The following is a 22,935-nucleotide window of genomic DNA, read 5'->3' as shown; positions in this document are numbered from 1 at the left end:
GGTTCAGAGCTCCTGGCGCTGATTTTCAGGATCGAAGAAGGGCAGTTTCACCACGGTGGCCTGGACCACCACACCGTCTTCGACGCGAATCGGGATCTGCTGGCCCGGTGTGCTCTGATCGAACGCGGCGTAGGCCAGACCGATGATCTTGCCCAGTGTCTGCGAGTATTCGCAGGAGGTAACGTTGCCGCTGATGTCCGGCCCCTTGAGCACCAGATGGCCTTCGAGCGGCAGCGGGCTGGCCTTGGGCAGGGTGAAGCCCACCAGCTTGCGTTTCTGTGGCCGGGCTTCGAGGATGTCCACCGAACGACGGCCGACGAAGAAGGGCTTGCTCCGGCTAACCGCCCAGCCCATGTCGATTTCGGCCGGGTGGGTCATGCCGTCGGTGTCCTGGCTGATGATCACATGGCCTTTTTCCAGGCGCAGCAGACGCTGGGTTTCAACGCCGAACGGGCGCATGTCAAAGGCCCGGCCTGCCTCGGTCAGCGCGTCCCAGAGCTTGAGCCCGTGACGCGCCGGTACGTGGATCTCGTAACCCAGTTCGCCGACAAAGCCTACCCGCAGCAGGCGTGCCCTGATGCCCGCGACAGAGCCCTGACGCACGCCCAGATAGGGAAAACCTTCAGAGGACAGATCCAGATCGCTGCACACCTGTTCCAGTACCTTGCGCGAATCCGGACCTGCCACATTGACTGCACAAATCGCCGCCGTCACGTTGGTGATGTCCACGTTAAGGCGCCACTGGGCGTTCCACTTGAGCATCTGCTGGTAGATGCGATCCACACCGCTGGTGGTCGCGGTCACGTAGAAATGCTGCTCGGCGAAGCGCGCGCAGACGCCGTCGTCGATCACCACGCCCTGTTCATTGGTCATCAGGGCGTAGCGCGACCGACCGACCGGCTGCTTGAGAAACGCGAAGGTGTACATACGGTTGAGCAGCTCGGCGGCGTCAGGCCCACGGATATCCAGCCCGCCCAGCGTCGAGACATCAATGATCCCGACCTTGTTGCGTACATGCGCGGCTTCTTCCTGCATGCACGCATCGCGTTGCGACGGCTTGCCGTAGAACGCCGGGCGCTGCCAGATGCCCGCAGGCATCATCTTTGCCCCCGCCTCAACGTGGCGGCAATGCATGGGCGTTTGCCGGTATGGATCGAAGGCGCGGCCTGCGACATGCGCCAGCTTTTCCGCCTCGAACGGCGGCCGTGCTGTGGTCACGCCGGTTTCGCTAATACTGCGCTGGGTCGAAGCCGCGACCAGGCGTGCCGTCGGCAGCGCCGAGTGTCGTCCCTGCGAAGGACCCATGCCGACAGTGGAGTAGCGCTTGACCAGTTGAATGTCGCGGTAGCCGATCCGGGTGGCGTTGACGATGTCGCGCACCTGCAGGTCTTCATCAAAGTCGACGAAGTCCTTGCCTTTGGGATGCGGAAAGATCGGCCAGGCAAAATTGACCCGCGCTTCGTTGCGCAACGCGGGCAGGGTGCCTTCGAAGGTGAGGCCCAGCGCCGTGGTCACGTCGGCTGCGGCGCGTGTCGCGTCGGCCAGCACGTTGTCCAGCGCGTGACAGCCGTTGACGGAACCGGCGATGCTCAGGTTCTGCGGTAGACCGCTGAGGGCGAACTCGGCCTGGGCGTCGTCATAGTCAAGCTTGCCACCGGCCTGACACAGTAGCTGGTAGGCGGGCATGTAGCCGCCGGACATGCACAGCAGATCGCACTCGACGGTCAGGCCGCTGTTGGCCACCTGTCCCTGGCCGGTGATCTTGCGCAGGTCCGCGCCGCTGACGTGACGCATGCCTTTTTCGTGCAACGCTTCGAACACCGTGGTGTTCATGTGGCAGGTGATGCCGCGTTGTTCGACCGCGTTCTGCAATGCCCGGTCGTGTGCATGGGGGCGCATGTCGACAACGGCGACGACATCCACGCCCTGGTCGTGCAGGTCCAGCGCCGCGAGGTAGCCGTCGTCGTTGCCGGTCAACACCACCGCGCGCTTGCCGGGTCTGACCGCATACAGCTTCATCAGCCGCTGCACGGCGCTGGTCAGCATCACGCCGGGCAGGTCGTTGTTGCGAAAGATCACCGGCTGGTCGAATGACCCGCTGCACACCAGACATTGCGTGGCGCGCACCTTATACATGCGCTTGCCCTGAATCACCGGCAGGTAGTTGTCGGTGAACCAGGCATTGCAGGTCGCCTGCTTGAGCACGCGGATGTTGGCGTGGCCTTCCACGGCCTCGACCAGCTCGCGGCGCACCTGCCCGGCGCGCTGACCTTCAAGGTCGAAGCGGGCGTAGGTCAGCGAACCGCCCAGAATCGCCTGCTGTTCGATCAGGAGCACTTGGGCACCGGCATGGGCGGCGGTCAATGCAGCCTGCAAGCCTGCTGGCCCGGCACCAATGATGGCAAGGTCGGTAAACAGATAAGCCTTGTCGTAATACTCCGGCTGAAATTTCAGGTCCAGCACGCCCAGACCGGCCTTCTTGCGAATGATCGGCTCCCAGACTTTCCACATGCCTTTTGGCTTGTAGAAGGAGCGATAGTAGAAACCGACCGGCATGAATTTCGAGAACTTGCCCAGAACGGCATCCTTGTCGTTGTCCAGCGAGCAATTGAAGTTCTGTCCGCTGACGTGCAGACCTTGCTGCAGCGCAAACGTGTCGGCCAGTACGTTGGGCTCATGGGGCAACTGGATCAGGCTGTTGGCGTCTTGTCCCGCCATGGTCAGCGGGCCGCGCGGGCGGTGGTACTTGAACGAGCGCGAGAGCAGAAAGCGACCGTTGGCCAGCAGGGCGCTGGCAATGCTGTCGCCTTGCAGGCCCTGATAGGTCTTGCCATCGAAGCTGAACGTGAGCGGCTGGTTGCGGTCGATCAGCAGACCCATGGGCGCGGGCAGGCGAGTGGGCATGTTCATCCTGCGATCTCCTTGGAGGGCATCGGTGTGAAGTCGATACGGGCGGTGAATACTTCCCGTGGATCGAACGTGCGGATGATCTGGTCGCTTGCGGTGTGGCGCTCGGCCAGAAACCAGTAGCTGGACGGGTTATGCATCCACCATTCACGCACGACGCCCAGCGTGTCCTCGCTGTTGAAAACGTAATCGGCCCACTCGGCGTCGCTGCAGGTCTGCGGGTCAGGCATGTGCTTGAACTCGCCGCCGTAAGTGAATTCGCTGATGTTGCGTGGCCCGTTGAGCGGGCAGGTCATGACTTTCATGTATCGCTCCTTACTCGATGACGGGTCAGTGGCTGGCCGCAGTTGCGCCCATTTCGTTGACTTGCTGAAAGGTGGAGAACCGCTCCAGCGCGAAGGGCCTGATCAGCTCCGGGACCTTGCCGCCGCTGGCCACCAGTTCGGCCATGGTCTTGCCGCAGATGGGCGTTGCCTTGAAACCCCAAGTCCCCCAGCCTGCGTCCAGGTAATAATTCTTCACCGGTGAAAGGCCCATGATCGGGCTGTAATCCGGGGTCATGTCGGTGATCCCGGCCCACTGGCGCATCAGCTTTGCATTGGCCAGAAACGGAAACATTTCGATGGCGTGGGCCAGCAGGCTTTCCTTCAGGTCCAGGGTCGAGCGGGTGTTGAACAGCGGATAAGGATCCGAGCCGCCGCCAAATACTACTTCGCCGCGGCTGGTCTGCTGTACGTAGCAATGCAGGGCTGAAGAGCTCACCAGCGGATCGAGAAAGGGTTTGAATGGCTGGGTGACCATGGCCTGTAGCGGGAAGGTCTGGATGGGCGAGCGAATGCCAGCCTTTTTCATCATCTGCGAACTCATGCCCGCGACCGCCTGCACAGCACAGCCGCACTGGAGGGTGCCGCGGTTGGTCTTGACCGCTGTGATGGTGCCGTTCGTGATCACCAGCTCTTGGACTTCAGTCAGTTGATGGATCTCCACGCCGCGTTTGGCGGCCTGTTTCGCATAGCCCCAGGCGACGGCATCGTGCCGTGCAGTACCGCCGTCGACGTGCCACAGCCCGGCAAGCACCGGAAGGTGGCCGGGATCAAGGTTGAGGCTGGGTACCAGTTCGCGAATCTGCTGGCGGTCGATCATCTCGGTGCGCCCGCCAAAATGCTTGTTGACCTCGGCGCGCTGACGAAATGAACGCACCGTGGCGTCGGTGTGTGCCAGGGTCAGTTGGCCGCGTTCGGAATACATGATGTTGAAATCGAACTCGTTGGACAGACCCTGAAACATTTTCACTGACTCGGCGTAGAACCGGACGCCTTCGCTGGTCAGGTAGTTGGAGCGGATCACGGCGGTGTTGCGCGCCGTGTTGCCGCCGCCCAGATAACCTTTTTCCAGCACCGCAATGTTAGTGATGCCGTGGTATTTCGACAGGTAGTAGGCAGTCGCGAGGCCATGACCGCCGCCGCCAATGATCACCACGTCGTAGGCCTTCTTCAGCTCCTTGGGCGCGGGCAGGTCCACGTCGACCGGGTATTGTGGGCTGAGCCCGTATTTCAATAGATTGAAAGGCATACGGCCTCCGATTGGCTGCGTTGCGCACGGGACTGCTGGCGGGCAGCGGTCACGGTGTTTTTCATGAGAAATGCGATGGTCATCGGGCCGACGCCACCGGGCACTGGAGTGATGGCCGATGCCACGTTCAAGACGCTGTCGAAATCCACGTCGCCGACCAGTCGGCTGCGGCCCTGATCCTGAATGCGGTTGATGCCGACATCGATCACCACTGCGCCGGGCTTGAGCCAACTGGCGTCGATCATGCGCGGACGGCCCACGGCGGCGACCACAATGTCCGCCAGTTGGCACAAGGCCTTGGCGTTCGAGCTGCGCGAGTGCACGACGGTCACCGAGCAATGGGCCTGAAGGAGCAGGGCGGCCATCGGTTTGCCAACGATGTTGGAGCGACCGATCACCACTGCGTGCTTGCCGGTCAGGTCACCGCAGATTTCCTGCAGCAGGTGCATGCAGCCGCTGGGCGTGCAGGGCGTCAGTACGTCGCGGCCCTGACTCAGACCGCCGACGTTTTCACTGTGAAAACCGTCGACGTCCTTGGCCGGGTCGATGGCCTGCAGGGCGCAGGCTTCTTCCATATGGGCAGGCAGGGGCAGTTGCAGCAGAATGCCGTTCACGCTCGGGTCGGCATTGAGCCCGGCAATCACCGCCAACACGCGGGCCTGTGAACTGTCGGCGGGCAGACGGTACTCCAGCGAGCGGATCCCGGCTTCCTCGGCGCGCAGGATCTTGTTGCGCACGTAGACCTCGCTGGCCGGATCGTCGCCCACCAGAATGACCGCCAGCGCCGGTGAAATGCCATCGGCCTTGAGGTGCTGCACCTCTTCGCGTACCTGCTGCAGCACCTGGGTGGCCGAAGCCTTGCCATTAATGATTCTGGCCTGGGTCATCGGAAGATCACCGTTCGGTCAGTGTTGAGAAATACCCGATGTTCCAGGTGATATTTCACGGCACGGGACAGGGCTATGGTCTCGGTATTACGGCCCGCTGCGACCAGATCGTCCGGCAGGTACACGTGATCGACGCGCTGAACTTCCTGCTCGATGATCGGGCCTTCGTCCAGATCGCTGGTGACGTAATGTGCGGTGGCGCCAATCAGCTTCACGCCCCGCTCGTAGGCCTGGTGATACGGCTTGGCGCCCTTGAAGCCCGGCAGGAAGGAGTGGTGAATATTGATCGCCCGCCCCGAGAGCTGGCGACACAGGTCGTCGGAGAGAATCTGCATGTAGCGCGCCAGCACCACCAGTTCGGTGCCGGTCTCGTTGACCACGCGCATCAACGCCGCTTCCTGCTCGGCCTTGGTGTCTTTGGTCACCGGCAGATAGATAAAACGAATCCCCTCACGCTCGGCCATCGGTCGCAGGTCAAGGTGGTTGGAAACGATGGCGGTGATGGCCATGTCCATCTCGCCCTTGTGATAGCGATAGAGCAGGTCGGTCAGGCAGTGGTCGAACTTGCTGACCATCAACAACACCCGCATCGGCTGGCGCGTATCATGCAATTCCCACTGCATGGCGAAATCGCTGGCCACCGCACCGAACCCGGCCTTGAGCTGTTCGATATCACCCGCGTGCCCATCATTGAAACGAAATACTGCACGCATGAAAAACGTACCGCTGAACTCATCGTCGAACTGGGCCATTTCCCCGATGTAGCACTGATTGCCTGCCAGATACGACGTGACGGCCGCCACGATCCCGGACGTCGCCGGACAACTGATCTTCAGGATGAAATGGTTCTTCTCGTGTTGCATGGTCAGTCCTCTGGAAGATGGCGGCAGCTCGATAAGGCGAAAATTCAGGGGTGAAAACCGTTTTGATGGATGAATAAAAATTCCTATCAGGAATTTAATATTCATGGATGCTGTTTTATAGGCGAAAGAAAATGCAGCGTCCAGGGTTTTCTGGAAACTTTATTGAGTGAGGGGAATATTTACGCGCGTGCTGTAACTCAGGTCATCCTCTGCACAGTCGTGCAGTCGGAACGCTCCACCATCGGTTTAAAGACTGGCGTTACCACCCTGGAGCGTGGGAACGATCATCTTCGATCGCCAGCCCACTGACTGTGCCCATCGCTCCGCGTGGGGATGCGGCCGGGACGCACTGCGTCCCGAGTGGGTCTGACGGCGCGATCTACTCTCCCTGCGCTCCATAATTCATGATCGACAACAACCTGATCGGCACTTGCACCAGTTGCTCCGGCCCATGGGGAATGTCGCCGTCGAACGTCAGGCTGTCACCCGCCTGCATAGGGTACAGCTGATTGCCGTGGCGGTAGATCAGCTCGCCTTCCAGCAAATGCAGAAACTCGGTGCCGGGGTGCGAGAAGGTCGGGAACTCTTCGCTGGCGTCGTCCATGGTCACCATGTACGCCTCGAAACTCTTCTTCGGACCTCGTGTGTGATTGAGCAAGTGATAGGTATGGCCTTTCTCCGTGCCACGCCGGACCACTTCCAGACCTTCATCAGCCTTGACCAGCTGTGCGCTGCTGCCCTGTTGATCGTATTGGCTGAACAGCTTTGACATGGGCATGCCCAGCACGTCGCACAAGCGGCTCAGGTTATCGAGGCTAGTGGAAACCTGAGCGTTCTCGATCTTGCTCAGCATGCCTTGGCTGATGCCTGCGATGCGGGCCACATCGGCCAGTTTCAGCTCCTGCGCCTGACGCTGGCGTTTGATCTGGATGCCCAGGTATTGCTCAAGCTTCAGCTTGGGCGGCGTTTCGTTCGGCGTGTTCATCTGGTCTGTCATCGGGTGTGCACGGTTTCCGCTCGTTAATTTTAATTTCGCACCGGGAATGTGCGGCGTGTCTGCCTGTGGGGCGGATTATTCCCGGAGAGAAAACGAGTTTCCCATATAAACAGCAGGAATGCCCCTGCCTCGCGCATACGACTTTTGGCATACCAAACTGGCAAGCGCTTTGCATTCCTATTGGGAAAGTAACTTTCCTGATCGGAATACAGGCCGAAGGAGGGTGAAACTGCGGTTCTTACCTGAAACGTTCTGCTCATGCCAGGAGACAAGTCTCATGTTGCCACCCGAAACACAGCGTCTGATCGAACAGCACGGCATCAAATACGTGCTGGCTCAGTTCGTGGATATTCATGGCTCGTCGAAGACCAAATCCGTGCCGATCTCGGGCCTGGAAATGGTCGCGGAAGATGGTGCCGGTTTTGCCGGGTTTGCCATCTGTGGCATGGGCATGGAGCCGCACGGTCCCGACTTCATGGCCAAGGGTGACTTGTCGTCGCTGACGCCGGTGCCGTGGCAACCGGGGTATGGGCGGGTGGTGTGCATCGGGCATGTTGACGGCAAACCCTGGCCCTACGACAGCCGTTTCGTGTTGCAGCAACAGGTCGAACGCCTGAGCCAGCGCGGCTGGACCCTCAACACCGGCCTTGAACCCGAGTTCAGCCTGTTCAAGCGTGATGCTGCAGGCAGTCTGCAAATGGTCGATGCCAGCGATACCCTCGACAAGCCTTGCTACGACTACAAAGGCCTGTCGCGATCCCGGGAGTTTCTTGAACGCCTGACCGAAGCATTGCAGCCGGTCGGATTCGACATCTATCAGATCGACCATGAAGACGCCAACGGCCAGTTCGAAATCAATTACACCTACAGCGACGCGATGGAGTCCGCCGATCGCTTCACCTTCTTCCGCATGGCCGCAGGAGAGATTGCCAACGACATGGGCATGATCTGCTCGTTCATGCCCAAGCCCGATCCCAGGCGGGCGGGCAACGGCATGCATTTTCACCTGTCAATCGGCAGCGCCAGCAACAAGAACCTGTTCCACGACGCCAGCGATCCCAGTGGCATGGGCCTGTCGAAGATGGCCTATCACTTTGCCGCAGGCCTGTTGGCGCATGGCCCGGCGCTGTGTGCGTTTGCCGCGCCGACGGTCAACTCCTACAAGCGTCTGGTGGTCGGCAACTCGTTGTCGGGCGCGACCTGGGCGCCGGCATTCATCGCCTTTGGTGCCAACAACCGCTCGGCGATGGTGCGGGTGCCTTATGGCCGCCTGGAGTTTCGCCTGCCTGACGCCGGCTGCAACCCGTATCTGGTCAGTGCCGCGATCATCGCCGCAGGGCTGGACGGGATCGACCGCCAGCTGGAAATCGACCACGTCTGCAACGAGAACCTCTACAAGCTGAGCCTTGAAGAGATTGCAGCACGTGGCATCAAGACCTTGCCGCAGTCGCTCAAGGAAGCCTGCGATGCGCTGGAAGCCGACCCGCTGTTCGCCGAAGTGCTGGGCAACGAGATCGTCGGCGAATTCGTGCGCCTCAAGCGCATGGAGTGGGTGGAATACAGCCGCCATGTCAGCGATTGGGAAGTCAAGCGTTACATCGAATTCTTCTGATTTGCCGGATCGTCAAGCAACCGTTTTCGACGTCTTGCCGCAGGGCGGGGCGTCTCTGCCCAGGAGTTGAGTCATGTGTGGAATCGTAGGGCTATACCTGAAAAATCCGGCGCTGGAGTCACAGCTCGGCCAGTTGTTCGAGCCGATGCTCGAAGCCATGACCGATCGCGGTCCCGACAGCGCCGGGTTCGCCATCTACGGCGATGAGGTGGCCGATGGCTGGATCAAGCTGACGTTGCAGGCGACCACTGAAGCGTATGATTTCAAGACGCTGATTGCCGCCATCGAAGGCAAGCTGAACGTGCCGCTGGACTGGTTTCAGAACGCCAGCGCCGTGGTCCTCAAGGTCAAGGCCGAAGAAGCAGCGGTGCGCGCCTTGCTGGCGCAACTCGCGCCGACCGTGCGCATCATGAGCGCCGGGCAAAGCATCGAAATACTCAAGGGCATGGGCCTGCCGAGGGAGATTTCCCAACGCTTCGGACTGAGCTCCATGAAGGGCAGCCACATAATCGGCCACACCCGCATGGCCACCGAAAGCGCCGTGACCCTGGAAGGCAGTCATCCGTTCTCCACCGGCGCCGATCTGTGTCTGGTGCACAACGGCTCGTTGTCCAATCACTTCCGCCTGCGCCAGAGCCTGCGCCGCGAAGGCATTCATTTCGAAACCGACAACGACACCGAAGTGGCCGCCGGTTATCTGGCCTGGCGTCTGCAGCAGGGCGACAGCCTCAAGCAGGCCCTCGACAAATCCCTGGAAGACCTCGACGGCTTCTTCACTTTTGCCATTGGCACGCGCAACGGTTTTGCGGTGATTCGCGACCCGATTGCCTGCAAGCCGGCCGTCCTCGCCGAAACGGATGACTACGTCGCCATGGCCTCGGAATATCAGGCGCTGTCCAGCCTGCCGGGTATCGAGCACGCCAGGGTCTGGGAACCTGTCCCGGCCACCTTGTACATCTGGGAACGCGAGTCGGCCTAAGGAGCACGCACATGAAAACCATCGATCTGTCCAACGCCACCGTGCGTGATCTCAATCAAGCCCTGCATGATCAGGTCAGGCAACTGGAAGACCGCGAATGGGTGGTCACTCACCCCGACGGTGCTCACAACCTGGCGGTGGGCGTCAACGAAGCCATCTCCATCGATATTCAGGGTCACGCGGGCTACTACTGCGCGGGCATGAACCAGAAAGCCTCGATCACCGTGCATGGCAACGTCGGCGTCGGCTGCGCAGAAAACATGATTTCCGGTGCGGTCCGGGTCAAAGGCAGCGCTTCTCAGGCTGCTGGCGCGACTGCTCACGGCGGGTTGCTGGTGATCGAGGGCGACGCCGGTGCCCGTTGCGGAATTTCCATGAAGGGCATCGACATTGTGGTCGGCGGCAGCATCGGCCACATGAGCTGCTTCATGGGCCAGGCGGGACGGCTTGTGGTTTGCGGCGACGCGGGCGACGCGTTGGGCGATTCGCTCTATGAGACCCGGATTTACGTCAAAGGCACGGTCGAGTCGCTGGGCTCCGACTGCATTGCCAAGGAGATGCGCGAAGAGCATCTGCAGGAACTGCAGGAGCTGCTCAACCGCGCAGGCTTCAACGAGAAGGCCGCGGATTTCAAACGCTACGGCTCGGCCCGTCAGTTGTACAACTTCAAAGTCGACAACGCCTCCGCGTACTGATCCAGGAGCAAGACCATGAGCGATTCCTCCACTCCAAAAGCCCCGGTTCTGCGCGAGTCTGCCACGTTCGACCGCCTGACCATCCAGGAAATCCAGCGCGCCGCCGAAACCGGCATCTACGACATTCGCGGCGGTGGCACCAAGCGTAAACTGCCGCACTTCGACGACCTGTTGCTGCTTGGGGCCAGCGTCTCCCGTTATCCGCTGGAAGGCTATCGCGAGAAATGCGGTACCGACGTGGTGCTCGGCAACCGTTTCGCCAAGAAGCCGCTGTACCTGAAAATCCCGGTGACCATTGCGGGCATGAGCTTCGGTGCGTTGTCGGCCAACGCCAAGGAAGCACTGGGCCGTGGCGCAACCATCGCAGGCACCAGCACCACGACGGGTGACGGCGGCATGACGCCTGAAGAGCGCGGCCAGTCGCAGCATCTGGTCTATCAGTACCTGCCGTCCCGCTACGGCATGAACCCGGACGACCTGCGCAAGGCCGACGCCATCGAAATCGTGCTGGGGCAGGGTGCCAAGCCGGGCGGTGGCGGCATGCTGCTGGGTATGAAGGTCACCGAACGTGTTGCAGGCATGCGCACCTTGCCGGTGGGGGTCGATCAACGGTCGGCGTGTCGGCATCCCGACTGGACCGGCCCGGACGATCTGGCGATCAAGATTGCCGAGATTCGTGAAATCACCGATTGGGAAAAACCGATCTACGTGAAGATCGGGGCCAGTCGCCCCTACTACGACGTCAAGCTGGCCGTGAAGGCGGGTGCTGACGTGATCGTGCTGGACGGCATGCAGGGCGGTACGGCAGCCACTCAGGAGGTGTTCATCGAGCACGTCGGCATCCCGATTCTGCCCGCCATTCCGCAAGCGGTTCAGGCGTTGCAGGAGATGGGCATGCATCGCAAGGTGCAGTTGATCGTGTCCGGCGGCATTCGCAACGGCGCGGACGTGGCCAAGGCCATGGCGCTGGGTGCCGATGCCGTGGCGATCGGCACCGCCGCGCTGATCGCGCTGGGCGACAACCATCCGCGCCTGGACGAAGAGTTGAAGAAGATCGGTTCGGCGGCAGGTTTCTACGATGACTGGCAGAACGGTCGTGACCCGGCGGGCATCACCACGCAGGACCCGGAGCTGTCCAAACGGCTCGACCCGGTGGAAGGCGGTCGCCGCCTGGCCAACTACCTGCGCGTGCTGGTTCTGGAAGCACAGACCATGGCCCGCGCCTGCGGCAAGTCGCACCTGCATAACCTGGATCCGGAAGACCTCGTGGCGCTGACCGTCGAGTCCGCCGCGATGGCCCGCGTGCCACTGGCGGGGACGTCGTGGATTCCTGGAGGTGGTAGCGGGTATTGACCGGCCAATGATCGTGTCCATCTGAATGCGCCCCCTTGGGAGGCGGCTTGCCGGCGATGGCGTCAGTTCAATCACAGACAGGTCGCTCAAGAGAACGCATCGCGGGCAAGCCGTCTCCCCCAGTACGTTGGTTGCAGCAAGGTATGACGCTCGACTTCACATCTGTGCCGCGCTGCGCATTCAAGACCGAACGCGCAGCGGGACAAACGAGTGGTGAGTCACCATAAGAGGCCACAAAGGCCCGTCGCTCCAGATAAACCCCTTCGTTCGCTGCCCGAGATTTTTCCATTCATTTGCGGGAGCTTTGAACATGGTCAATCGTCTATTCGGCAAATCCCTTCTGGCCGCACTGGCACTCGGCATTTTCGCCCCGCTGGTACAGGCCGCAGAACCCCCTGCGCTCAACACCGGCAGCACCGCCTGGATGATCACTGCGGCGGTGCTGGTGCTGTTCATGTGCCTTCCGGGGCTCGCGCTGTTTTACGGCGGGCTGGTGCGCGCCAAGAACATGCTGTCGCTGTTCACCCAGTGCTTCGGCATCGCGGGTGTGGTGGGCGTGCTCTGGGTGATCTATGGCTACAGCATGGTCGTCGACACCAGCAACATGGTTGAAGGGCAGGTGACCTTCAACAGTTTTGTCGGCGGGCTGAGCCGCGCATTTCTCGCGGGTATGACGCCCGACAGTCTGGTCGGTGATATTCCGGAAGGGGTGTTCGTAACCTTCCAGATGACCTTCGCCATCATCACCCCGGCGCTGATTGCCGGTGCCTTCGCCGAGCGCATGAAGTTTTCGGCCGCGCTGCTGTTCATGGCGCTGTGGTTCACCTTTGTTTATGCCCCGGTTGCGCACATGGTCTGGGGCGGGGCGGGCGCATTGATGCACAACTGGGGCGTGCTGGATTTTGCCGGTGGCACCGCCGTGCACATCAACGCAGGCGTCGCGGCACTGGCGGCCTGTCTGGTGCTGGGCAAGCGCAAGGGCTATCAGAACACACCGATGCCCGCCCATAACCTGAGCCTGACCATGGCCGGTGCCGCCATGCTTTGGGTCGGCTGGTTCGGTTTCAATATCGGTTCGGGCGGTGGTCTGAGCGGCACGTCCGGGATCGTCATGCTCAACACCCAAGTGGGTGCCTGCGCCGGAATTCTCGGCTGGATGTTCACCGAGTGGTTCAAGGTCGGCAAACCCAGCGCGTTGGGGCTGGCCAGCGGTGCATTGGCCGGTCTTGTAGGCATCACGCCTGCGTGTGCCTATGTCGGCGTCGGTGGCGCATTGGCAATCGGCGTGCTGTGCGGGGTCTTCTGCTACCTGAGCGTAACGGTGTTGAAGAAACGCCTGGGTTACGACGACAGCCTCGACGTATTCGGCCTGCACGGCATCGGCGGCATGATCGGTGCTGTACTGACCGGTGTGTTTTGCGTGCCGTCAATGGGCGGTCTGGTGCCGGATGTGACCATGGGCGCGCAGGTCGTTGCGCAGATCAAGGGGGTGCTGTTCACCACGGTTTATTGCTTTGCGGTGAGCTGGGTGATTCTCAAGGTGGTCAAGGTGCTTATCGGACTGCGAGCCCACGAGACCGTCGAAGAGCTGGGGCTGGACCTTTCCGAGCATAACGAGCGCGCCTATAACCATTGAGGTCGGGTGCGTTTTTTGGTGGAGGCCCCACCACTTGTTCGCCTTCGCCGTCGCGCAGCAAGCAACCGCCTGCGGGAGGCGGTTTGCCGGCGATCTGTCGGGAACCGGCAACAGATCTCCACAAGGGGGGTATCGGATGCATCCAAGGGCTGCCGCGCAGCCCATCGCTGCCGTCGTAACGTCCGAGGGCTCCCACGCCCTCCGGACAGAAGCAGATGCAGTGCTTCTTCGACAGTCCGGTGTCTGCTGCGAGACAGCGCTGTGCCAGCGAGACTTTACTGAAACGCGGGCACCACGTGCTGGATGAACAGCGCCAGCGACTTTTTCTTTTCGGTGTGCGGCAGGCTGTTGTCGCACCAGAAGCTGAACTCGTCGACACCCAGTTCCTGATAGTACTTGATGCGCGGAATGATCTCTTCCGGCGTGCCGATCATTGCCGTCCTGTGCAGGCTGTCGAGGCTGAATTCCGGACGCTCGGCGAACTTCTCTTCAGGACTCGGCGCCAGAAAACCATTGACTGGCGTCTGCTTGTTGCCGAACCAGGCGTCGAACGTGCGATAGAACTTCGAGATCGCTCTGGCACCGACCTTCCAGCCTTCCGGATCATCCGTCGCATGGACATGGGTGTGGCGCAGCACCATCAGTTGCGGACGCGGCACGCCGGGGTTGTTGGCCAGCGCGGCTTCGAACTTGTTCTTCAGGTCGACGACTTCCTCGTCACCTTTCATCAAGGGCGTAACCATCACGTTGCAGCCGTTCGCCACCGCAAAATTGTGCGAGTCCGGATCGCGCGCGGCAATCCACATCGGCGGCGTATTGATGGGCTTGGGCACACAGGTCGAGGTAGGGAATTTCCAGAGGTCGCCGTCGTGGGCGTAGTCGCCTTGCCACAGTGCACGCACCACCGGAACCATCTCGCGCAGTGCCTTGCCGCCTTCGGACGCGGGCATGCCTCCTGCCATGCGGTCGAACTCGACCTGGTACGCGCCACGCGCCAGGCCGACTTCCATGCGCCCGTTACTGATGACATCCAGCAACGCGCATTCACCCGCGACCCGCAGCGGGTGCCAGAACGGCGCGATGATGGTGCCTGCGCCGAGATGGATGGTCTCGGTTCTGGCCGCCAGATACGCCAGCAATGGCATGGGGCTCGGGGAAATGGTGTACTCCATCGCATGGTGTTCGCCGATCCAGACCGTGCTGAAACCGCCTTTTTCGGCCATCAGCGTCAGTTCGGTCAGGTCTTCGAAGAGCTGGCGGTGGCTGACGGATTCGTCCCAGCGTTCCATGTGCACGAACAGCGAAAATTTCATGACACTTACCTCGATCAGAGCGGGGGCGCCTGCTTGGCCGGCACCCGTATTATCAAATGGTTGGGAAGAGTGAAATCACTCAGGCCAGCGCAGGCAAGGTGCTCATCTTGCCCCGGCAATACACCATCGGGTCGACAGGCTGTTGCGGCTGAATCAGGTTCTTGATTTCGCCGACCATGATGGCGTGATCGCCACCTTCGTACTCGCGCCACAGTTCGCACTCGCGCCACAGTTCGCACTCGATGATCGCTGTGGCGTTGTTCAGCAGCGGGTTACCCAGTTCGCTCAACGTCCACTCGATGCCTTCGGCTTTCAGCTTGCCTTTGCGGGCGAATGCATAGGCTTCTTCCTGCTGGCTGCCGGAAAGCAGGTGAATGGCGAAACGTCTGCTTTTGATCAGCGTGGCGTAGGAGTCGGAGCTGTAATTGGGGCAGAACAGTACCAGCGGCGGGTCCATCGACAAGGAACTGAATGCGCTGGCGGTCAGGCCGACGACTTCGCCTTCGTCATTGAGTGTGGTGATGACGGTGACACCCGACGGAAAGGAGCCCATGACGTTCTTGTAGTCAGTTGCGTCGATCATTTGCTACCTCTGCACGGTGTGCCGACAGGATCATATTTTTGTCTGTCTGATGGTATACCGTAATACTTTGGGTGCAAGTGTTTTTTGACGATCGCGCGCACAGGCAGCCGCGCAGCGCTTGTAGAAAGCGCTGCGGTGCCTGATCGGTAATAGGAAGTGGTCGCGTTGGGAAAAGGGCAGCGCAGGCAGCGCTTAACTGCAGGCTTCGGCCTGAATGTACTGGGCGGTGGAGTCGCGAATCACCGGTCCCATGCCACTGACCGCATGAGCGCTTTCCATGATTTCAAGTGTCTCACCCGTGCCGACCAGATTGACCGTGTGATTGTCGCAGTTATAAACGCGCTTGGAATAGATCACGCCAAGCAGGCTTTCGCGCTTGGTCACCACGACGCGATGCGTCATCGTGCCGGTCTTGACCACGAGTGCATGCTGCGCGGCAGGGTCAATGGGGACCGAAATAGGTTTTGCTTCAGCATGTGCCGAAACGGCGGGGATCATGAGGGCCAGAAACAGTGCATGAAATTTCATCGGTGCTCCTGCGGATGAATTAGAACTTCATTGGATCCAAAAGTACGCCGAGTCAGACGTGCTGGATAGCCAGTGGCCATGCCTTCCGTCGGGTTTGGATCCCGTCGCCGACGAGTGGCCAATTTCCGTGCCGTCTGTGGTTCTTAAAGACAGGACTCAGCCAATTGCATGAGTCACCAGCGCCGCCACCATCAGGTAACGCGCGCCTTTGGCTAAGGTGACGATCAGCACGAAGCGCCACAGCGGTTCGCGCAGAACGCCCGCGATCACGGTCAGCGGATCGCCGATGAGTGGGACCCAGCTCAGCAGCAGCGACCAATAGCCGTACGTGAGATAGAAGCGCTGGGCTTTTTCCAGTTGCGCCTCGCTGGCTGGAAACCAGCGATTGTGGCGCAGGCGGATGATGGAACGGCCCAGCAGCCAGTTCAGGACTGAGCCCAGCACATTGCCTGCCGTGGCCACCAGAAGCAGCACCGCGGCCGGGTAGGCCTGGCTGAGCAGCATGCCAGCCAGCACGGTTTCCGACTGCATGGGCAGTAGCGTCGCCGCACCCAGTGCTGCCATGAACAGACCGAAATAGCTTGAGAGTTCGAACATCAAAGGCAGCCTTGTGCGTGCGAATCGTCGCAAATGACGCGGGCGCATTGTGTGGCAGGTCAAGTCCTCCGACAAGGCGACCTACTGTTGCCTGAGCAACACCGGCCCAACACCTTGCAAGTCTGCCGACAGCCAGGGTTTTCAATCGGGCTTTCCAACCTTTTGATCTTATTGAATATCTTGCGGTGGCACGGTTGCTGCTCTGTTGCTTGCCGTCAAGCCCGCTCGATTCTTGTGGCCGGGACCCTGAAGCCTGAGGAGTAACGATATGAGTCAGACCCCTATCAAGTTTGCGTACTGGGTGCCGAACGTCAGCGGCGGCCTTGTGGTGAGCAGGATTGAGCAGCGCACCAGCTGGACCATCGACTACAACCGGAAGTTGGCGCAGATCGCCGAGAAGTCCGGGTTTGAATATGCCCTGACCCAGATTCGTTTCACCGCCGGTTATGGTGCCGAGTATCAGCATGAGTCGGTCGCGTTCAGCCATGCGCTGCTGGCTGCCACAGAAAAACTCAAGGTCATCGCCGCGATTCTGCCGGGACCGTGGACGCCTTCCGTGGCGGCCAAGCAATTGGCGACCATCGATCAGCTCACGGCCGGGCGGGTGGCAGTCAACATTGTCAGCGGCTGGTTCAAGGGCGAATTCACTGCCATCGGCGAGCCCTGGCTTGAGCACGATGAGCGCTATCGCCGTTCGGAAGAGTTCATCCGCGCGCTCAAGGGCATCTGGACCACCGACAATTTCACCTTCAAGGGCGACTTCTACCGTTTCCACGACTACACCCTCAAACCCAAGCCTGTCCAGCGTCCGCACCCGGAAATCTTTCAGGGCGGCAGTTCCCGAGCGGCAAGGGACATGGCGGCCCGCGTGTCAGACTGGTATTTCACCAACGGCAACACCGTGGAAGGCATCAAGGCTCAGGTCGACGATATTCGTGCCAAGGCAGCTGCCAACGGGCATTCCGTGAAAATCGGTGTCAACGCCTTCATCATCGCTCGCGACACCGAAGAAGAAGCACGTGCCGTGCTGGCCGAAATCGTCGACAAGGCAGACCCGGAAGCGGTCAATGCCTTCGGTGACGCAGCGAAACAGGCGGGCAAGGCGAGTCCCGAGGGTGAAGGCAACTGGGCGAAGTCCACTTTTCAGGATCTGGTGCAGTACAACGATGGGTTCAAGACCAACCTGATCGGCACGCCGAAGCAAATCGCCGAGCGCATCGTACAGCTCAAGGCGGTGGGTGTGGATCTGGTGCTGTCCGCGTTCCTGCACTTTCAGGAAGAGGTCGCCTATTTCGGTGAGCACGTCCTGCCGCTGGTAAGAGCACTGGAAGCCGAAGCTGTTCGCGCTCCTGTGCAGACTGCCGCCATCGCCTGATCTCAACATCCCTGCATCTCTGCGAACCTATGCGCAACCATCCCGCCTTAATGCCGTGAGCCGCAGTGCTCACGGCCCTTCAAAAATAAATCCTCGGCAGTGATCCAATCTGCAGCCCTTCGCGTATGTTGAGCCCTGTTTGATCTGCGATTCCAGGTGACTCAATCGCCAGAACCGACAGCGGGTGCTGAAGCTCACGCCCATTGATGCCGATAAATGACTATTGGCGTGTCCGGACACTGATACTCAGATTTCGTGCGGGTCGGTTGCGCGAGCTCTCATTTGCCGCGGAGGCAGGTTTTGAAACGCGATCTCAGACTCGCCTCATGGCTGATCTGTACAACCTGTGTCTGTGTTGTATTGCTCATGGCCTGGCAGACCTGGACAGCACGCCAGAAGACCCTCGAAAACATCGAGACCAACAGCGCAAACCTGGCCAGCGCGCTGAGTACCTACACCGACGGTATTTTCAAGCAGAGCGAGGTCATGCTTCTCGGTCTGACCGAACGCGTTGAAAAAGACGGTGTAGGGCCTGAACAGATCGAGCGCCTGCGCCGGATAATCGCTCGGCAGATGGGGGCCTTGCCCCAGATCAGCAGTGTTTCGCTGTACAACGCGGAAGGGATCTGCACCTTTTCCACCAACGGCAATGCCGTCGGTATCAACAGCACGAATCGCGAGTTCTACAGGCACCATGCTGAAAACGCCGGACGTGCGTCTTTCATCGGGCCTACCATCCGCAGCCGCGCCAACGGCCAGTGGGTCATCTCGGTAAGTCGGCGGATCAATCACCCGGACGGTGGCTTCGCGGGGCTGATCGTGGTGACCATTGGTATCGACCACCTGCTGAAGTTCTATTCCAACATTCAGGTCGGGGAGTCCGGCATCATCAGCCTGACGACGTCGAAAGGGCAACTGCACGTCAGGTTTCCCTATCGGGAGGGCGACATCGGTCGTGATCTGTCCTCCACGCCCATTTTCAGCCTCTTTCCTGACAAGAGGTCCGGCTCTGTCGATTTCGTCTCACGGCTCGACGGCGTTCCGCGCTTTTATGCGTTCCAGCGCAGCGATGTTTACCCGCTGGTGACGGTGGTTGCTTTGGGCCAGCAGGAAGCCATGCATGCCTGGCTGGTGCAGGCCAAACAGTCGTTGCTGTTGGTTCTGGTGCTGCTGGTCCTGGTGGTCGGCCTCGGGGTGCGTCTGATCGCGCATATTCACCGCCGCATCCGCGTCGAGGAGCAACTGCGGGTGTCCCAGGCCGCGCTGATCGAACTTAACCAGAATCTTGAGCTGATTGCCTCCGAGGACAAACTGACCGGACTGGCCAATCGTCGTCGTTTCGATCAGTTCATCGATGTCGAATTCAAGCGTGCCCGCCGCGAGCGCGGTCTGCTGTCACTGATCCTGATCGACGCCGACCATTTCAAACGCTACAACGACCATTTCGGCCATCTGGCCGGGGATGAATGTCTGGTCGCCATCAGCCGATTGGTCGAGCAGTGCATTCGCCGACCCGGTGACATCGCAGCGCGGTATGGCGGTGAGGAAATTGCTGTGGTGTTACCCAGTACCGATGAGGCCAACGCCTGTAAGGTGGCCGAAGCGATCCTGCGCAAGCTGCAGGAGCAGCGTATCGAACACCCGGAAAGCCCGTTCGAAATCGTCACCGTCAGCCTGGGCGTGGCGACGTTTGTCGGTACCGATCGGCACATGGATCCGCGCGGGCTTATCCAGATGGCCGACCGGGCGCTGTATGCCGCCAAATCCCAGGGCCGCAACCGGGTCTGCGTGGCGTCCGGGATCGTCACCGATACGGTTCCCGCCTGGACCCAGGGCCATCACCCTGCGGATGATGGCGCGCTCGTGCCTCAGTCACCCGATGCCTAGTCCTGAGTGCTGTCGACGGTCTGTTGATGAGGCTTGCGGCGCAGCACCGACAGCACCCATACGAAGAAGATCGGCACCAGCACCACGCCCAGCAGGGTCGCACTGAGCATGCCGCCGATCACCCCGGTGCCGATGGCCCGTTGACTTGCAGCGCCTGCCCCGGTGGCCAGGGTCAGCGGCACGACACCCAGAATGAACGCCAATGAGGTCATGACAATCGGCCGGAAGCGCAGGCGTGCGGCTTCCATCGCAGCGTCACGCAAGGAGTGGCCCTGTTCCCACAACTCCTTGGCGAACTCGACGATCAGAATGGCGTTCTTCGCCGCCAGACCGATGATGGTGATCAGGCCGACCTTGAAATACACGTCGTTTGGCAGGCCCACAGCCGTCACTGCCAGCACTGCACCCAGCGCACCCACGGGCACGATCAGCATCACCACCAGCGGAATCGCCCAGCTTTCGTACAGCGCGACCAGCAACAGAAACACCACCAGCAGCGCCAGGGCGAACAGCCCGGTCGCCTGACCGCTGGCGATCTTCTCCTGATAGGACAGGCCGGTCCATTCATAACCGATGCCTGGCGGCAACTGCGAGACGATGCGCTCGATTTCAGCCATTGCCTCGCCGGTGCTGACGCCCGGCGGTGCATCGCCCGATATCTTGAAGGCCGGGTAGCCGTTGTAACGGGCGATCTGCACCGGACCTTCCTCCCAGCGCGTCGAAACGAATGCGCCAAGAGGAACCAGTGTGCCGCTGTTGTTGGGCACATACAGTTGAAGCACGCTTTCAGGCGTCATCCGTGCGCCTTGTTCGGCCTGGACCACCACGCGTTGCTGACGACCGGCGTTGGCGAAGTCACTGATCACCGAGGAGCCGAACGCAGTCGCCAGCGCGCTGCTGATCGACTCGAAACTGACCCCCATTGTCCGGGCTTTTTCACGGTCGATGTTCAGGCGCAATTGCGGTGCTTCTGCGAGACCTTCCATCATGGCGTAAAGAATTTTCGGATTGCCATTGGCCTTTCCCAGCAGCTCGTCGCGGGCTGCCAGCAGCGCTTCACGGCCCAGTCCTGCGCGATCCTGCAGGCGAAGGGCGAAACCGCCTGATGTGCCGAGCCCTTCAATGGGCGGTGGCGTGACCGCCATGACCGTGCCGTCGCTGAGACCGGCAAAGTGCTGGTTGAACGCCGCCGCTTCGTCCGCGGCCGATTGCCCGTCGCCGCGTTCCGACCAGTCCTTCAGGGTAGGGAAGGCCAGACCCGCGTTTTCGCCCATGCCGGAGAAACTGAAGCCCAGCAGCATGGTGACGGCGTCTGTCGTTTCCCTGGACAGCATGTAATCTTCCAATAGTTTCGCAGTGGCATCGGTGCGCAAACGCGTCGCGCCGGGCGGCAACTGCACATCGATGATCAGGTAACCCTGGTCTTCGACCGGCACGAATGATTCGGGCAGACGCAGGTAAAAGAAACCCAGCAGCCCGACGATGCCGACGTACAGCAGCATGTAACGGCCTGCACGTTTGATCAGGCTGGAATTGACCCGTTCGTAACGGTCGGTGAGTGTGCCGAACAGGCGGTTGAAACCGCCGAAGAAACCGCGCTTCTCGGTATGGCCTTCGGGGATTGGCTTGAGCAGCGTGGCGCACAGGGCTGGCGTGAAGGTCAGGGCCAAAAAACCCGAAAACAGAATCGACACAGCCAGCGACAGCGAGAACTGCTGGTAGATGACCCCGACCGAACCGCCCATGAACGCCAGTGGCAGGAACACCGCAGCCAGCACCAGCGTGATGCCCAGAATCGCACCGGACACCTGTCCCATGGCTTTGACGGTTGCGGCGGGCGGTGAAAGGCCTTCTTCGGCCATGATCCGCTCGACGTTTTCGACGACCACAATGGCGTCGTCCACCAGAATGCCGATGGCCAGTACCATGCCGAACATGGTCATCATGTTCACCGAGAAGCCCAGCAGGTACATGATGGCCAGCGTACCGGCCAGACACACCGGCACCACGATGGTCGGAATCAGCGTGTAGCGGATGTTCTGCAAAAACAGGAACATCACCAGGAACACCAGCACCATGGCTTCGATCAGGGTGTAGATCACCTTGTCGATGGCCACGTCCACGAAGCGCGAGGTGTCGTAAGGGATCGAGTACTCGACGCCTTCCGGAAAGTTGACCGACAGCTCGTCGAGACGCTGCTTGACGGCCTTAACCGTCTGGATGGCGTTGGCGCCGGGCGACAGTTGAATGGCTCCGGCCACGGCGCGTTTGCCATTCAGTCTTGATTCAAAATTGTAATCCTGACTGCCCACTTCCAGCCGGGCGACGTCTGCCAGGTGGACAGTGGAACCGTCCTGATTGGCGCGCAGCACGATGCGCCCGAACTCGTCAGGGTTATCCAGCGTGCCTTTCACCGCTAGGGTCGCGGTCAGTTCCTGCAGGGATGAGCCCGGAGTGCTGCCGAAACTGCCGGCAGGCACCTGAACGTTCTGGGCGCGAATCGCGGCGTTGACGTCGTCAATCGACAGACCGAAGCCCACCAGTTTCTGCGGGTCGATCCACACGCGCATGGCCGCTTCGGCGGCGAAGAATTGCAGTCGGCCGACACCGTTTACTCGACTGATCTCATTGTTGACGTTGCGCGCCGCATAATCGGCCAGTACCACCGTGTCCTTGTTGGCGGTATCACCGGTGTAGCTGAGGGCAAAGATCATCAGGAACCCGGAACTGGCCTGCTCGACCTGCAGACCCTGACTGAGCACAGGCTGCGGCAGACGGGCTTCGGCTTTCTTGATCCGGTTCTGGACTTCGACCTGGGCCATGTCCGGGTTGGTGCCCGGATTGAAGGTCACGTTGATTTCGGCCGAGCCGGTGGAGTTGCTGGTCGACTCGTAATACAGCATGCCCTTGGCGCCGTTGAGCTCGTCCTCAATCACGCTGGTGACCGAATCGACCAGCACCTTCGCCGACGCACCGGGGTAGGTGGCTGTGATGGTGATCTGCGGCGGCGCGACCACGGGGTATTGCGCTACAGGCAAGGCTGGCAGGGCCATCAGCCCCGCCAGCAGGATGAACAGGGCGAGTACCCAGGCAAAATTGGGTCGCCGGATAAAGAACAGGGACATGGAAGGTGATCCTCGATCGCGCTGAA

18 protein-coding genes are annotated in these 22,935 nt (G+C 60.7%); 7 read left to right on the top strand and 11 right to left on the bottom strand.

The window, feature by feature from the left end; genetic code table 11:
• Positions 1–3: 3 nt before the first annotated feature.
• The 6 genes from JTJ32_RS23185 to JTJ32_RS23160 all read right to left on the bottom strand — a co-directional run bounded on the left by JTJ32_RS23185 (position 4) and on the right by JTJ32_RS23160 (position 7,214).
• A complete protein-coding gene (locus JTJ32_RS23185; RefSeq protein ID WP_210043429.1) occupies positions 4–2,910 on the bottom strand; it encodes a 2Fe-2S iron-sulfur cluster-binding protein in 2,907 nt (968 codons plus the stop codon).
• The gene (locus JTJ32_RS23180; protein ID WP_184323044.1) at positions 2,907–3,212 is read right to left on the bottom strand and encodes a sarcosine oxidase subunit delta; all 306 of its coding nucleotides are present in this window, start codon (positions 3,210–3,212) and stop codon (positions 2,907–2,909) included. The genes JTJ32_RS23185 and JTJ32_RS23180 overlap by 4 nt, the downstream gene beginning before the upstream one ends.
• A 25-nt stretch (positions 3,213–3,237) precedes the next feature.
• Positions 3,238–4,479 carry an FAD-dependent oxidoreductase gene (locus JTJ32_RS23175; RefSeq protein WP_099226561.1) on the bottom strand — a complete coding sequence of 414 codons (1,242 nt, stop codon included), beginning with the start codon at positions 4,477–4,479 and terminating at the stop codon, positions 3,238–3,240.
• Complete coding sequence (folD, locus tag JTJ32_RS23170) at positions 4,461–5,366, bottom strand: bifunctional methylenetetrahydrofolate dehydrogenase/methenyltetrahydrofolate cyclohydrolase FolD (protein WP_099226562.1); 906 nt, start codon at positions 5,364–5,366, stop codon at positions 4,461–4,463. The genes JTJ32_RS23175 and folD overlap by 19 nt, the downstream gene beginning before the upstream one ends.
• Positions 5,363–6,229, bottom strand: a complete 867-nt coding sequence (gene purU / locus JTJ32_RS23165) for a formyltetrahydrofolate deformylase (protein WP_184323041.1) — start codon at positions 6,227–6,229, stop codon at positions 5,363–5,365. The genes folD and purU overlap by 4 nt, the downstream gene beginning before the upstream one ends.
• Positions 6,230–6,608: 379 nt before the next feature.
• Complete coding sequence (locus tag JTJ32_RS23160; protein ID WP_210043428.1) at positions 6,609–7,214, bottom strand: helix-turn-helix domain-containing protein; 606 nt, start codon at positions 7,212–7,214, stop codon at positions 6,609–6,611.
• Positions 7,215–7,503: 289 nt separating this feature from the next.
• Here JTJ32_RS23160 and glnT point away from each other — a divergent pair, with 289 nt between their 5' ends.
• The 5 genes from glnT (at position 7,504) to JTJ32_RS23135 (ending at position 13,501) form a co-directional block, all read left to right on the top strand.
• The gene (gene glnT / locus JTJ32_RS23155; RefSeq protein ID WP_210043427.1) at positions 7,504–8,838 is read left to right on the top strand and encodes a type III glutamate--ammonia ligase; all 1,335 of its coding nucleotides are present in this window, start codon (positions 7,504–7,506) and stop codon (positions 8,836–8,838) included.
• A gap of 73 nt (positions 8,839–8,911) precedes the next feature.
• Positions 8,912–9,817, top strand: coding sequence for a class II glutamine amidotransferase (locus JTJ32_RS23150; RefSeq protein ID WP_210043426.1), 906 nt, complete (start codon positions 8,912–8,914; stop codon positions 9,815–9,817).
• Positions 9,818–9,828: 11 nt separating this feature from the next.
• Complete coding sequence (locus JTJ32_RS23145; RefSeq protein WP_210043425.1) at positions 9,829–10,512, top strand: GltB/FmdC/FwdC-like GXGXG domain-containing protein; 684 nt, start codon at positions 9,829–9,831, stop codon at positions 10,510–10,512.
• A 15-nt stretch (positions 10,513–10,527) separates the two neighbouring features.
• Positions 10,528–11,865, top strand: coding sequence for an FMN-binding glutamate synthase family protein (locus JTJ32_RS23140; RefSeq protein WP_029241146.1), 1,338 nt, complete (start codon positions 10,528–10,530; stop codon positions 11,863–11,865).
• 310 nt (positions 11,866–12,175) lie between these two features.
• Positions 12,176–13,501, top strand: a complete 1,326-nt coding sequence (locus JTJ32_RS23135) for an ammonium transporter (RefSeq protein WP_210043423.1) — start codon at positions 12,176–12,178, stop codon at positions 13,499–13,501.
• Between the two features lie 275 nt (positions 13,502–13,776).
• On the opposite strand, the gene JTJ32_RS23130 is transcribed toward JTJ32_RS23135, so the two are convergent.
• The 4 genes from JTJ32_RS23130 to JTJ32_RS23115 all read right to left on the bottom strand — a co-directional run bounded on the left by JTJ32_RS23130 (position 13,777) and on the right by JTJ32_RS23115 (position 16,522).
• Positions 13,777–14,814 (bottom strand): LLM class flavin-dependent oxidoreductase, encoded by a 1,038-nt coding sequence (locus tag JTJ32_RS23130; RefSeq protein WP_210043421.1) that lies wholly within the window; start codon positions 14,812–14,814, stop codon positions 13,777–13,779.
• A gap of 79 nt (positions 14,815–14,893) precedes the next feature.
• Positions 14,894–15,397, bottom strand: coding sequence for a flavin reductase family protein (locus JTJ32_RS23125; protein ID WP_210043420.1), 504 nt, complete (start codon positions 15,395–15,397; stop codon positions 14,894–14,896).
• Between the two features lie 192 nt (positions 15,398–15,589).
• Complete coding sequence (locus JTJ32_RS23120) at positions 15,590–15,925, bottom strand: hypothetical protein (RefSeq protein ID WP_099226571.1); 336 nt, start codon at positions 15,923–15,925, stop codon at positions 15,590–15,592.
• Between the two features lie 156 nt (positions 15,926–16,081).
• Positions 16,082–16,522 (bottom strand): YqaA family protein, encoded by a 441-nt coding sequence (locus JTJ32_RS23115; protein ID WP_210043419.1) that lies wholly within the window; start codon positions 16,520–16,522, stop codon positions 16,082–16,084.
• 268 nt (positions 16,523–16,790) lie between these two features.
• Between JTJ32_RS23115 and sfnG the strand changes: the two genes are divergently transcribed.
• Both sfnG and JTJ32_RS23105 read left to right on the top strand, forming a co-directional pair.
• Positions 16,791–17,897 (top strand): dimethylsulfone monooxygenase SfnG, encoded by a 1,107-nt coding sequence (gene sfnG, locus JTJ32_RS23110; protein ID WP_210043418.1) that lies wholly within the window; start codon positions 16,791–16,793, stop codon positions 17,895–17,897.
• 300 nt (positions 17,898–18,197) lie between these two features.
• On the top strand, positions 18,198–19,784 hold the full coding sequence (locus tag JTJ32_RS23105) for a sensor domain-containing diguanylate cyclase (protein WP_210043417.1): 1,587 nt from the start codon (positions 18,198–18,200) through the stop codon (positions 19,782–19,784).
• On the opposite strand, the gene JTJ32_RS23100 is transcribed toward JTJ32_RS23105, so the two are convergent.
• Positions 19,781–22,909 (bottom strand): multidrug efflux RND transporter permease subunit, encoded by a 3,129-nt coding sequence (locus tag JTJ32_RS23100; RefSeq protein ID WP_210043416.1) that lies wholly within the window; start codon positions 22,907–22,909, stop codon positions 19,781–19,783. The genes JTJ32_RS23105 and JTJ32_RS23100 overlap by 4 nt on opposite strands.
• Positions 22,910–22,935 lie beyond the last annotated feature (26 nt).

Source organism: Pseudomonas alliivorans, from assembly GCF_017826695.1.
Classification (GTDB): domain Bacteria; phylum Pseudomonadota; class Gammaproteobacteria; order Pseudomonadales; family Pseudomonadaceae; genus Aquipseudomonas; species Aquipseudomonas alliivorans.
The sequence above is the reverse complement of the archived record's forward strand: the minus strand, read 5'-3'. Positions and strand labels throughout refer to the sequence as shown.

Bases quoted from the DNA above. Each gene is read 5' to 3' on its own strand.
- JTJ32_RS23175 (WP_099226561.1), bottom strand. From the start codon at position 4,479: ATGCCTTTCAATCTATTGAAATACGGGCTCAGCCCACAATACCCGGTC.
- JTJ32_RS23135 (WP_210043423.1), top strand. From the start codon at position 12,176: ATGGTCAATCGTCTATTCGGCAAATCCCTTCTGGCCGCACTGGCACTC.
- JTJ32_RS23180 (WP_184323044.1), bottom strand. From the start codon at position 3,212: ATGAAAGTCATGACCTGCCCGCTCAACGGGCCACGCAACATCAGCGAA.
- JTJ32_RS23150 (WP_210043426.1), top strand. From the start codon at position 8,912: ATGTGTGGAATCGTAGGGCTATACCTGAAAAATCCGGCGCTGGAGTCA.
- JTJ32_RS23185 (WP_210043429.1), bottom strand. From the start codon at position 2,910: ATGAACATGCCCACTCGCCTGCCCGCGCCCATGGGTCTGCTGATCGAC.
- JTJ32_RS23160 (WP_210043428.1), bottom strand. From the start codon at position 7,214: ATGAACACGCCGAACGAAACGCCGCCCAAGCTGAAGCTTGAGCAATAC.
- sfnG (WP_210043418.1), top strand. From the start codon at position 16,791: ATGAGTCAGACCCCTATCAAGTTTGCGTACTGGGTGCCGAACGTCAGC.
- JTJ32_RS23130 (WP_210043421.1), bottom strand. From the start codon at position 14,814: ATGAAATTTTCGCTGTTCGTGCACATGGAACGCTGGGACGAATCCGTC.
- JTJ32_RS23100 (WP_210043416.1), bottom strand. From the start codon at position 22,909: ATGTCCCTGTTCTTTATCCGGCGACCCAATTTTGCCTGGGTACTCGCC.
- folD (WP_099226562.1), bottom strand. From the start codon at position 5,366: ATGACCCAGGCCAGAATCATTAATGGCAAGGCTTCGGCCACCCAGGTG.
- glnT (WP_210043427.1), top strand. From the start codon at position 7,504: ATGTTGCCACCCGAAACACAGCGTCTGATCGAACAGCACGGCATCAAA.
- JTJ32_RS23120 (WP_099226571.1), bottom strand. From the start codon at position 15,925: ATGAAATTTCATGCACTGTTTCTGGCCCTCATGATCCCCGCCGTTTCG.
- JTJ32_RS23140 (WP_029241146.1), top strand. From the start codon at position 10,528: ATGAGCGATTCCTCCACTCCAAAAGCCCCGGTTCTGCGCGAGTCTGCC.
- JTJ32_RS23115 (WP_210043419.1), bottom strand. From the start codon at position 16,522: ATGTTCGAACTCTCAAGCTATTTCGGTCTGTTCATGGCAGCACTGGGT.
- JTJ32_RS23145 (WP_210043425.1), top strand. From the start codon at position 9,829: ATGAAAACCATCGATCTGTCCAACGCCACCGTGCGTGATCTCAATCAA.
- JTJ32_RS23125 (WP_210043420.1), bottom strand. From the start codon at position 15,397: ATGATCGACGCAACTGACTACAAGAACGTCATGGGCTCCTTTCCGTCG.
- purU (WP_184323041.1), bottom strand. From the start codon at position 6,229: ATGCAACACGAGAAGAACCATTTCATCCTGAAGATCAGTTGTCCGGCG.